13 protein-coding genes are annotated in these 10,225 nt (G+C 65.9%); 4 read left to right on the plus strand and 9 right to left on the minus strand.

Annotated elements, in window-relative coordinates; genetic code table 11:
• The first annotated feature begins 193 nt into the window (after positions 1-193).
• Positions 194-1,036: a class I SAM-dependent methyltransferase gene (locus tag AB4Y84_RS05235; protein WP_312785737.1), complete on the plus strand. Its 843-nt coding sequence runs from the start codon at positions 194-196 to the stop codon at positions 1,034-1,036.
• 3 nt (positions 1,037-1,039) lie between these two features.
• Here the strand turns inward: AB4Y84_RS05235 and AB4Y84_RS05240 are convergent, their stop codons facing one another.
• From AB4Y84_RS05240 to AB4Y84_RS05250, 3 genes are all read right to left on the minus strand, one after another.
• Positions 1,040-2,008 carry a polysaccharide deacetylase family protein gene (locus AB4Y84_RS05240; protein ID WP_442244723.1) on the minus strand — a complete coding sequence of 323 codons (969 nt, stop codon included), beginning with the start codon at positions 2,006-2,008 and terminating at the stop codon, positions 1,040-1,042.
• Positions 2,009-2,096: 88 nt separating this feature from the next.
• Positions 2,097-2,642, minus strand: coding sequence for an RNA 2'-phosphotransferase (locus AB4Y84_RS05245; protein ID WP_312785735.1), 546 nt, complete (start codon positions 2,640-2,642; stop codon positions 2,097-2,099).
• Between the two features lie 56 nt (positions 2,643-2,698).
• The gene (locus AB4Y84_RS05250; RefSeq protein ID WP_312107959.1) at positions 2,699-3,343 is read right to left on the minus strand and encodes a hypothetical protein; all 645 of its coding nucleotides are present in this window, start codon (positions 3,341-3,343) and stop codon (positions 2,699-2,701) included.
• Positions 3,344-3,435: 92 nt separating this feature from the next.
• Between AB4Y84_RS05250 and AB4Y84_RS05255 the strand changes: the two genes are divergently transcribed.
• Positions 3,436-4,152: a hypothetical protein gene (locus tag AB4Y84_RS05255; RefSeq protein ID WP_442244722.1), complete on the plus strand. Its 717-nt coding sequence runs from the start codon at positions 3,436-3,438 to the stop codon at positions 4,150-4,152.
• A gap of 4 nt (positions 4,153-4,156) precedes the next feature.
• On the opposite strand, the gene AB4Y84_RS05260 is transcribed toward AB4Y84_RS05255, so the two are convergent.
• A complete protein-coding gene (locus AB4Y84_RS05260) occupies positions 4,157-4,327 on the minus strand; it encodes a hypothetical protein (RefSeq protein ID WP_312107955.1) in 171 nt (56 codons plus the stop codon).
• Between the two features lie 24 nt (positions 4,328-4,351).
• Positions 4,352-5,164, minus strand: coding sequence for an alpha/beta fold hydrolase (locus AB4Y84_RS05265; protein ID WP_025879208.1), 813 nt, complete (start codon positions 5,162-5,164; stop codon positions 4,352-4,354).
• Between the two features lie 228 nt (positions 5,165-5,392).
• On the opposite strand from AB4Y84_RS05265, the gene AB4Y84_RS05270 reads away from it, so the two are divergent.
• Positions 5,393-5,878: a DUF4440 domain-containing protein gene (locus AB4Y84_RS05270; protein ID WP_442244721.1), complete on the plus strand. Its 486-nt coding sequence runs from the start codon at positions 5,393-5,395 to the stop codon at positions 5,876-5,878.
• Between the two features lie 22 nt (positions 5,879-5,900).
• Here AB4Y84_RS05270 and AB4Y84_RS05275 read toward each other — a convergent pair whose 3' ends face one another.
• Positions 5,901-6,446 carry a hypothetical protein gene (locus tag AB4Y84_RS05275; RefSeq protein ID WP_442244720.1) on the minus strand — a complete coding sequence of 182 codons (546 nt, stop codon included), beginning with the start codon at positions 6,444-6,446 and terminating at the stop codon, positions 5,901-5,903.
• Between the two features lie 147 nt (positions 6,447-6,593).
• On the opposite strand from AB4Y84_RS05275, the gene AB4Y84_RS05280 reads away from it, so the two are divergent.
• A complete protein-coding gene (locus AB4Y84_RS05280) occupies positions 6,594-6,992 on the plus strand; it encodes an XVIPCD domain-containing protein (protein ID WP_243380336.1) in 399 nt (132 codons plus the stop codon).
• 49 nt (positions 6,993-7,041) lie between these two features.
• Here AB4Y84_RS05280 and AB4Y84_RS05285 read toward each other — a convergent pair whose 3' ends face one another.
• The 3 genes from AB4Y84_RS05285 to AB4Y84_RS05295 all read right to left on the minus strand — a co-directional run bounded on the left by AB4Y84_RS05285 (position 7,042) and on the right by AB4Y84_RS05295 (position 10,053).
• Positions 7,042-8,142, minus strand: coding sequence for a hypothetical protein (locus AB4Y84_RS05285; RefSeq protein ID WP_363729536.1), 1,101 nt, complete (start codon positions 8,140-8,142; stop codon positions 7,042-7,044).
• Between the two features lie 42 nt (positions 8,143-8,184).
• Complete coding sequence (locus tag AB4Y84_RS05290; RefSeq protein WP_363729534.1) at positions 8,185-8,760, minus strand: hypothetical protein; 576 nt, start codon at positions 8,758-8,760, stop codon at positions 8,185-8,187.
• 144 nt (positions 8,761-8,904) lie between these two features.
• Complete coding sequence (locus AB4Y84_RS05295; protein WP_442244719.1) at positions 8,905-10,053, minus strand: YncE family protein; 1,149 nt, start codon at positions 10,051-10,053, stop codon at positions 8,905-8,907.
• Between the last annotated feature and the right edge of the window lie 172 nt (positions 10,054-10,225).

Here is a 10,225-nt window from a genome sequence, read left to right on the forward strand (position 1 = left end):
CCCAGGAAGTCCATCGCCGTTCGTGCGCGTTGCGGGGAATGCAGCCCTCGCGAGGCGTCGGCCTCATCTCGGGAGAGGGAACCATTCACGGATTCAGCTGCAGCGGCCCGCTGTAGCGCCGCGCCCCTGCCCGGCTCGGCTGCACGGCACCTGCGGTACCATGCCCTCCCCCGAGCCACCTACGCTACCTGCCGTGCCCCACTACTCCGGCCCCCTGCTGACCCGCGACAGCGCTGACACCCTGCGCCGTGCCCATGACAAGGGCGCCACCGAGTGGCCGGGCTCGCTCGATCTGGGCCGCAGCGAAGCGGCGGTACAGCTGGATGCCGAGGGTTTCACCTTCCGCGGCCAGCACTACCCGTGGCCGGGCAAGCTGAAGGACCGCACGCTGTACTACTGGGATGGCGAGGAGTTCTGCTCCATCTCCCGCTTCAGCGGCTCGCTGATCAAGCTGGTGCCGACCGAGTGGGGCGCACCGACCTTCGAGATCGACGGCATCAAGATGCTGCCGACCTCCAAGCTGTCGCCGTTCGAGGACGCGCGCCGCAAGGTCGAGCTGGTCGCCCCGGCGGGCAAAAGCCTCCTCGATACCTGCGGCGGGCTCGGCTACTTCGCCGCCTGCGCACTGGAGGCCGGCGTCGGCCAGATCCGCTCGTTCGAAAAGAACGCCGACGTGATGTGGTTGCGCACGCTCAATCCGTGGTCGCCCGATCCGGATTCAGCCGCCGCGGGCGGCCGCCTGCACTTCAGCCACGGCGACGTCTCGCAGCAGATCGAACAGGTCGCCAGCAACAGCGTCGATGCGATCCTGCACGACCCGCCGCGCTTCGGCATTGCCGGCGAACTGTACTCGCAGGTGTTCTACGACCATCTCGCCCGCGTCATCCGCAAGGGTGGCCGCCTGTTCCACTACACCGGCGCGCCGAACAAGCTGACCAGTGGCCGCGACGTGCCACGCGAAGTGGCCAAGCGCCTGGAAAAGGCCGGCTTCAAGGCCGAGCTGGCGCTCGATGGCGTGCTGGCCATCAAGCGCTGAGGCTCACTCGCCTTCCACCTTGGCCAGCTTCATCACCCACTTCGGCACTTCCGGCTCGCCGGCGTAGAACGCCTTGGGCTTGTTTTCGGCCATCGCCCAGCGGTGCAGCCAGCTCGGCCCATAGCGACCGCTGTAGCCCTCGGCGCCGCGTGCATAGGCGGGGTCGCGCACCGCCTCCTGCAGTGACACGAAGCGATAGCCACGACGCTTGGTGGCCGCCACCAGCTCGGCGAAGGTCGCTGCATTGAGTTCGTTGGCATGCATCAGCCACACCTGCGGCAGCGCATATCCCAGCAGCGCCTGGGACTGCTTCTCGTAGTAATCCACCTTGTTCAGCATGTACGGCACATAGCCCTTGCGCAGGCTCGCCAGCGTCGCCTCGCGCTGCGGTGAATCGGGCTGCTCGTTCATCACGTTGGCATAGGCAAAGGCCCACACCCACTCACCGTTGTCGACCGTCACCGGTGCCACGCGGTAGCCGTGCTGTTTGAAGAACACGTCCATCGCCACGCGGTCTTCCTGCGTACGGCCCGCACGCAGGTAAGGGTGGCGCATCCATTGCGGCGTCTGCCCACGCTCGGCCAGCAGCGGTCGCAGCACCTGCTCGCCGCGCAGGAAGTCCTGCTGGAATGCCGCTACACCTTTGGCGTTGAGGTCCATGTGCGACCAAGTGTGGTTCCCGAGCTCGTAGCCGGCATCCAACCAGTCGCGCAGCATCTGCACCCGCGCCGGCTGCACCTGGCCATCCACTTCCAGCTTGTTTTCGTTGACGAAGCCCACCACCGGCACATCGGCCTGGCGCAGCTGCGCCATCAGTGCGGCATGGCGTGCCTGCAGATCGGCCGGCACGATCTCATCCAGGCGCGCCCACGGCAGATCGTCGATGGTCACCGCGATGCGCCGATCGACTTCGGCAGCATGGACGGTCAATGACAACAACAGCAACGGCAACGCACGCAGGAACAGACGCATCGGTACATCCATGGGACGAGGATGCAGCGACTGTAACGCGATTGGGCCTTGCCGCCGAGTGTGGACCCGGTCGCAGCGCCAGAGCGGGTCAGTCGGCGATGTACTGCGGCGGCACGTGGTCGGTCAACCAGACACCATTGGCCGAGCGGTGGAATACATGCCCGTCGGCATGCATGCGCCCGGCGTGCACGCTGAGGATCACCGGCGCACCGCGGCGGGCACCCACCTGGTGGGCCGTCTCGCGGTCCAGCGACAGATGCACGTGCTGGCGCTCGCCCGGACGCAGACCCTGCTCGCGGATTGCCCCGACGAAGCGCGACACCGTGCCGTGGTACAGCCACGGCGGCGGCTCGACCGGCACCAGTCCGAGATCGACCGTGATCGAATGCCCCTGGTTCGCGCGGATACGCTGGCCATCATCGCTCAGTGCAAAGCGCTGCTTGCTGCAGGTCGCCACGATGTCCTGCAGTCCGCCACGATCAAGCACCTGCCCGTGTGCATGCAGCTTCTGCAGCAGTTCGTCGACGTTGGCCCAGCCTTGGCCGTCCAGGTTCAACCCGATTTTCCCGGGTTCATGGCGCAGCACCAGGCTGAGGAACTTGCTGGTCTGCTTGGTTGAAGTTTCCGTATTCATCCGCATAGCGTGCCGCAGAAGCGCCGGTTGATGCCAGTCAGTGGCCCGCGCGCGAGTCAGAGCCGGGTCAGCTGCGAGGTGGTGCGCCACAGCCACAGGCCAACCACCATCGCGGCCAGCAACAGTCCGCACAGGATGATGGCCAGCGCATCAGGTGCGTGCGGCGGCGTCAGGTCGGCCTTGGCGAAGATCTGCAACAGCCATCGCCGCATCGAGGACGGGAGCGCATGTCCGTCTGGTGTCAGGTCTGTCATGCATGCTGCAGGCAGCGCAGTGGTGATGCCCTTCCAGGCTTGGTCATACAGTCGCAGCATCGCGCTGGCCAGCAACAGCGCCGCCGCGTGCAGGGCCAGCAATCCCCACGCACTGCGGCGTAACCGTGCATCAACATGACGCAGCAAGTGCACGCCGACCGTCAGCGTGCCCAGCAGGGCAAGCAACAGCGTGGCCATTGGCAACCAACACAGCGGCTGCCAGCCATCCAACGCACCGGCACGCGCCAGCAGGTGCTCGGCGACCTGCATCCGGGCGGTTGGATCAGGTCCACCGCAGGCCAGCGTCAGTGGCTCCAGCAGCAGGTCCATGCGGTGGTGAAAGTAGCCTGCGGCCAAGCCCACCGACAACAGCGCCAGCACCTGCAGCAGGAACAGCATCAGGCCGGCGCCGAAGAAGCGCCCGAGGCGGGCAGTGAAGGCGGTCATCGATGTATCCCCAGCGAGTGACGCGCATGCTAGCCAAGCCAACCGCCGCTGTCGGCTGGCAGATACGACACGACCTTGGAGGATGCGCGATCATGTCCACTCCTTCAGGAGAGTTGGCGATGGTAGGGCTGTATCTACTCGTGCGTACCCTGCTGCCGGTTCTGCTTGGCGGGCTGGTTGCGATGCTCGGCGCACGCGTGATCAATGCGCGGCTGGCCCGCCTTCCGCCGCGCGTGATTGCACTGCCGGATGAGAGCCTGCTGCCCAAACCCGCTGCACAGCGACGTTATCGCCGCATGCGTCGGCGCAGACCGCGCCTGCAGCGCTTTACCCAGCCGCCCAAGGTGCCGAGCAGCTGGGTCCTGCTCGCGGCAATGGCGTTCATCGGCACGGTGGGCCTGACCGTCTACCTGATGCCCGATGGCCCCCGCTTCCAGGTGCTGGTCGAGAGCACCTTGGGATATCCCTCCACCGTCATCGAGGTCCGCGCGCCCATGCAGCAGCAGCTGCAGTTGCTGGATGCCTGCGCCCCCGTGCTGCATCGCACTGTCCGCCCCATCACCATGCGCTACCGCAGAGCCCGCACCGGCAATCCGGTCGAGGTGCACGGGGTACTGCCGGTGCAGGTGCGGCACCGCGGCACGCTGCTGCAGGTGGCCACGGCGCAACCGGTGGATGTGGCCCTGCTACGTGATGCTCTGTACCAGTGCAGCGCATCGTCCAACGTTACGCTGACGATACAGCCGCGCACCGTCGCGCCATGGCGGGAATGGGGTTGGAAGCCGTGGCCGGGGCGCAGCGGCCAGTAAGGCTTCAACCGCGCGGCAGTTTCACCGCCCACATGTTGTCCACCAGGTTCGGGTAACGGCGCCCGTTCTCCTCTGCCCGCTGCCGCGCCGCCGCCTTCTGCGCTTCCGTCAGCGGCTGCGTCTTCTGGCCCTTCGGGTTGAGCTTCTTCCAGGGCGGCGTGCGGGCAGTGGGCATGTGCGGATGATGCCGTAGTGGGTGTTACTTCTTCAGGAATTCCAGCAACGCCAGATTGAAATCATCGGCGTGGCTGGTATTGCAGCCATGCGGTGCATTCTTCAGCACCACCACCTCGCTGCCTGCGATGGCCGCATGCGTGCGCTTGCCCGAACCTTCGAACGGCACCGTCGCATCGCTGTCCCCGTGCAGCACCAGCGTCGGTACGGTCACTTTCTTCAGGTCCGCGCGGAAATCGGTGGTGGCGAACGCCTTCATGCACCCCAGCGCAGCGGTCTGGTCAGATTGATGGGCAAGCGCGATGGCGGCCTGGCGCTCGTCCTCGGTGACCATCAGCTTGCCGTCGGCACTGAAGAAATCGCGGGTAAAGCCGTCGAAGAACGACTCCCGGTCCTTCTCCAGCCCCTGGCGCATCTCATCCGCCTTTTCCTGGGTCAGCGGCCCTTCGGGATTGTCCGCGCCCTTCAACAGGTACGGCGGCACGGCCGCAGCGAACACCACGCTGTGCAGGCGGTCTTCACCATGGTTGGCGATGTAGCGCGCCACTTCGCCACCGCCCATCGAGAAGCCGACCAGGGTGACATCGCGCAGATCGCGTTCGTCGATCAGACCGGCCAGGTCAGCGGCCAGGGTGTCGTACTCGTAGCCATCGGCGGGTTTGTCCGAGCGGCCGAAGCCGCGACGGTCGTAACTGATCACGCGGTAACCGGCATCGCGAAGCAGCGGCACCTGCGCCTTCCAGGATTCGGCAGACAGCGGCCAGCCATGGATCAGGATGACCGGGCGGCCGGTGCCGCCGGTGTCTTCAATGTGCAGTCGGACGGAGGAGGTAGCCATGGGAACTCCCGGGGGAAAGAGGAGCCCAGCCTAGGCAATCGCACCGGAGGCGCCCGTGATGGATCCGGCTCAGGCCATGACATCGCGTACACGGCACCGGCCAGCCGGCACATCGGTTCACACCCGCCAGCACGGCATTGGTCGGGCCCTGCGCCGATTTCGTCACGCCCCGGTTACCGTGCGCCATCGCCCATGCCAGTCTGCGCCGGTCCTCAATGGAGCCACGCCATGCTGCTCGCCCTGCCCCTGCTCGCCGCCGCCGTCGCCGTCGCCGGCACATCCCCCGCCAGCGACACCCTGCGCGAGCAGATCCGCGCGGCCGACACGCAGCTGTTCGCCGTGGCCTTCGATGCCTGCGATGCCGACAGGGCCGCCGCGATGACCACCGAAGACATGGAGTTCTTCCATGACAAGGATGGCAAGTCCGCCAACAGCCGCGAGGACTTCCGCCGCAGCGTGGCCACCCTGTGCGACAACGCGCGCAAAGGGGGCTGGCACCTGCGGCGCGAACTGGTGCAGAGCTCACTGCAGGTCTTTCCGCTGCACGACGATCGCGCCCTGGAAATGGGCGATCACCGCTTCCATGAGCGCGGCGCCGATGGCGTTGAACGCTGGACCGGCCAGGCCCGTTTCATCCAGGTCTGGCGCCGCGTGGATGGCCGATGGCAGGCCGAGCGGGTGATCAGTTACGACCACCGCCCGGCAGACAAATAAACATCACCGCCGCAGCGCCCACTCAGTCGCGCAGGTTGCTGGCGCGCGTCAGCATCCAGCAGCCGTAGCGGCGCGCGAAGGTATAGGAGTCGCGCTCGGCGTCGCTGCCGAAGGTCACGCGCTGCCCGTTGTCATCGATCGCTTCGATGCGTGTGGGCGCGTTGTAGGCGCCGGCGCGCATGCGCTCCAGCGCGGCCGGATCGCGGCTGACCGGCGAGGGCACGAACAGATCGAACGTGGCCAGGTAGCGGTAGCTGAAACGTTTCAACCGCGCGGCACCCTGCTCCAGCACGACGTGCGTGGGCGCCAGCCCCTCGTGGTCATCGCGCACGGTGTGCATCGGCACCTCGTACTCCAGTGGGTCGGAGGTGTAACGCAGGCGCACCCGGTCATCGGCCGGGTCGGCGAAGCGTTGCAGGAAACGGGTGAAGTCCTGCGAAGGGCAAGCGGGATCGTCCGCCGCCACGGGCGTGTCAGCCGCCGCAATACCTGCGCAGACCCACAGCCCCACGCCCAGCAGCAACCGCGCGGCCGCCTGTCCCCGTATCCGGATTGTCTCCCCGTGCACCACGCTTTCCCCCGCTGCCATTGCACCGGACGCCATCCCCTGCGTCGCCGGGCCACAGGCTAGCAACAAAGCGGTTACCGGCGCAGCCCGCGACCGTTTTACACTGGCCACATCCGGCCACACGGTAGCGGCCACATGGAGCCCCCAATGACCCCTGACGATTCCCTTCACCAGCAGATCCGCCAGAACGTGGCCGCACTGGACGAAAAGCACGGCCGCGCGTTCGACGCCACCAGCGAGAACGTGGCCGCCAGCCTGGCCGTCAAAGCCCGCGAACAGGGCCTGGAACGCGCCGACCACGTGGTGGTGAGCAACGCCACGGCCAACCACCCGGCCGGGCACAACATCTTCGTGGTGCAGGGCGACCCGGCCAACCCGGCGCACCTGCGGGCGATGCTGCCGACCGCCGTGGCCGCGCAGACGCCGGCCGAGGAGTCACTGCAGAAGCTGGGACTGGGTGGGCAGCAGCCGGTGCAGGCCGAGCAGCAGACGCTGGATGCACAGGCGCAGGATCAGCAGCAGAACCCTGCGCATCGGATGGGGTGAACACCGGCAGGCGTCGATGCGATCGACGCCTTTATGGCATGGGCCGCTATCAGCCCATTCGCGGCTGGGACTGCTGCGTCTGTTGCTGCAGCTGATCCTCATGCGCAATGCGGCAGGACTCACGCCCCTGATGCTGCACGCTGGCTTGTTGGTACACCTCTTCAACCGTGCCCTGCTGGGCATCGACCAGCGACAAGCGCTGGCGGTTCGCTGCAGGGTCCGGTGAAGCGGTGTCGCCAGTGCGCTGCAGAAAAACATAGCCCGGCGAATCCACAGCGCCGCCGCTGCTGAAGGCCACCTGCAAGGTATCGCGTTCGGTGTAGCCCCCCTGCACCGCCAATCGTGTCAGGTGGCCCGCCAACAGCTCGGGCTGTTGCCCCGCCGGCAGCCCTTGGCGCTCGGCGGCGTCACCCAGCGCTGCCCGCACCCGCTGGTCGAGAGGATGCAACGCGTCGCCCGGCACGCGTGCGTCGTTGGCCACCCGCTCGCCGCTGCGCTCGCCGATGTCGTCGTTGTCGCTCAGCAGGCGATGCTTCCACGTACGATCGGGCATCGGGTTGGTTTTCGTACGATTGAGATCACTGTTGGGGAACGGCGGATCGATGCTGTCGACGCCGTGGATGTTACGCAGCGGACGATAACCGTCCTTGCCACCGCCATTGATGTCCAGAGGAATGCGGACATCCGGGAAAAGCTGCCCGGCGGGACCTCCCAGCGCATTCACGTCGATGCTTCTTTTCCGCTCGATGCCCGCGTGGTTCAAGGCTTCCCAGGTGAAGTCCACGCAGTTGTTGCGGACATCCTGGTAGTGCTTGCTGAAGCCAAACCCCTCGGGATCTTTGCCGAAGGCGTCGAGCTTCTTGTATTGCTCCTCGCTGATTTCGAGCGTCCGGGTGTATCGCGGATCCTTATAGATCAGATCATCTTTCTTCACGATGTCGCCCGGCCCATTGATGTCGCCATGCACCACAGGTGCAAAGCCGTAGCTCTGGGGAGGCACACCCGTAGCGTGCAGGACGTAGAACATGTGCCCCGGCGCGGAGGTCTGCAGAACACCATCCACAACCTCCTGCTTACCGGTCGAAAGATCAAGCAGAGGGGTCCCGGGTGCCGCAATGACGATATCTACGGTGTAGCGTGGCTTGTCCATAAGATTGTTCCTTCAGTTCCTTCCAAGGGATGTAAATAGAGCCTACTTACCAACGGGTCGTGCAGCGTGGACGCGAAGACGGGCCGAATACTCGCCCAGTTCCGGGGTCACTTTGACGGTGCGAACCTGCACTCGATAGCGGTTGTCGTTCTGCAGGGGCAAGGCAACGACACTCAGCATGTACTGCCCGCCGCTACCTGACCGCAACATTGCATAGCGCCAAGTGTCCGACGTATGCCACGCAGGAAGCGGCTGACCTGCGTTGAGTGCTAGTGCCTGGTAATTGTCGTAGGTAGGCACATCCTTCCAAGCCCCGCCTGTCCAGCGCTGCAGGACCACTTCGAACGGAATGTTCAAGCGCTCCAAGTCCGGCGCATCCGCGCTGTACGGTCTTTGGCGTTGCATCTCGAGTTCCAACGCATGAATGCGGCTGGGAGTGAAATTGCGTCCGTTCATCTCGAACTCGAAAATCACCTCTTGGCCCGGCTGATCCACAGCGATCGGCTGCGTGAGGTCCAGCGGCTCGGGTGGAACAGGATCACGGCTGGAACAGGCGCCCAGCACGGAGCTCAAGATGATCAACAGGCCGGCGCGCAGCCAGCGGTGGATACACAGCATGATTCAGACCCTTTGGCTCCCTGCCATGGGCTTCAACCCTAGCGGGTTGGCGGTCGGCACTGCAACCGGGCAAAGAAAAAGGCAGGGCAAAAGCCCTGCCTTTTTCACGCGTCAGGACGCCGGGCGTGGCCCAGCGTCATCGCATCACAGCTGGATCCGCGCCACGCTCTCTTCCGCGCCCTTGGCATCCTTCTCGCCGTTCTTGATGCTCACGTACAGCACGTTGTTCCTGGCATCCAGCGCCAGGCTGTTCGGGTGCGTCGGCACGGCGTAGGTGGCCACCTTCTGGTAGCTGTCGCTGTTGTACGCGGTCACCGTACCGGCTTCGCGGTTGGTCACGTACAGGCGCTTGCGCGGTGCATCCAGCAGGATGCCCAGCGGGCCGGCGTCGGTCGGGATGCTGGCCAGTTCCTTGCCATTGCTGCGGTCGAGCACCAGCACGCGCTGGCCCGGGTGCTTGCTGACCAGCCCGCTGCTCTTGGCCTGGTAACCCCGCAGCATTTCCGAGCCCTGGTCGGTCACGAACAGGCGCTTGCCGGCCGGGTCCAGCGCGATGTTCATCGGCTGCTCGGCGGCAATCTTGTGCTGGGCTTCGACCTTGTTGGAGTCGGTGCCGACCACCACCAGATCGGCCAGCAGATTGCTGGTGTACACGCGCTTGTTGGCGGCATCCAACGCCAGGCCCGGCGCCTTGGCGTTGCCCAGGCCCGGAATGGTGTTGATCACCTTCAGGGTGTTGGTATCGATCACGAACAGCACGCTGCTCACATCGGGCTGGCTGCTGTGGCCGGTTACGTACAGGCGGTTGGCGGCGCTGTCGACCACCAGCTCGCGCAGATCGTGGGTGTAGGCGGCCTTGCCATCCTTGCCGGTCTTCTTCTCCATCAGCTGCACGGTGCCGATGGCCTTGTTCTGTGCGGTGTCGACCACGGTTACCGACAGGTCCACGGTGTTGCCCACGTACAGGCGGTTGTGGGCGTCATCCAGCACCACGCCGAACGCCTTGCGCTCCAGCGGGATGCGGGTTTCCACGGCCAACGTGGTCGGGTTCAGGCGCAGCACCTGGGCCGGGCCGGCGTTGTCACCGAAGCCACCGGACGAGGCAACGAACACGGCGTTCTGCTTGGGGCTGTAAGCCAGCTCGTACAGGCCCTGGGCGATGGCCTGGCGCTGCACGGCGATGGCGGGGCTGGTGGCGGCGGCGGCTTCGGCGGCGAAGGCGGTCGGAGCACCGAGGCTCAGCGACACGGCGACGGCCAGCGCGGCCGAACGGAAAAGGGAATTGCGGATCATGCGAGCGTCCTTCAATGGGCACGGAGGGTGTCCTGGCTCGCGGGGCCGTTCTTCGACGGCCCGGCCCTGCATCTGTCTGCGCGGGGTGGGCTGGCTGGGTAGCGCGGGAATGGTAGCAGGTAGGGGCCGTGGCGTCCGCCTGCGGATGCATGGCGGACGCGCTGTTCGGTGT

The organism is Stenotrophomonas sp. 2YAF22 (assembly GCF_052114665.1).
Classification (GTDB): Bacteria; Pseudomonadota; Gammaproteobacteria; order Xanthomonadales; family Xanthomonadaceae; genus Stenotrophomonas; species Stenotrophomonas indicatrix.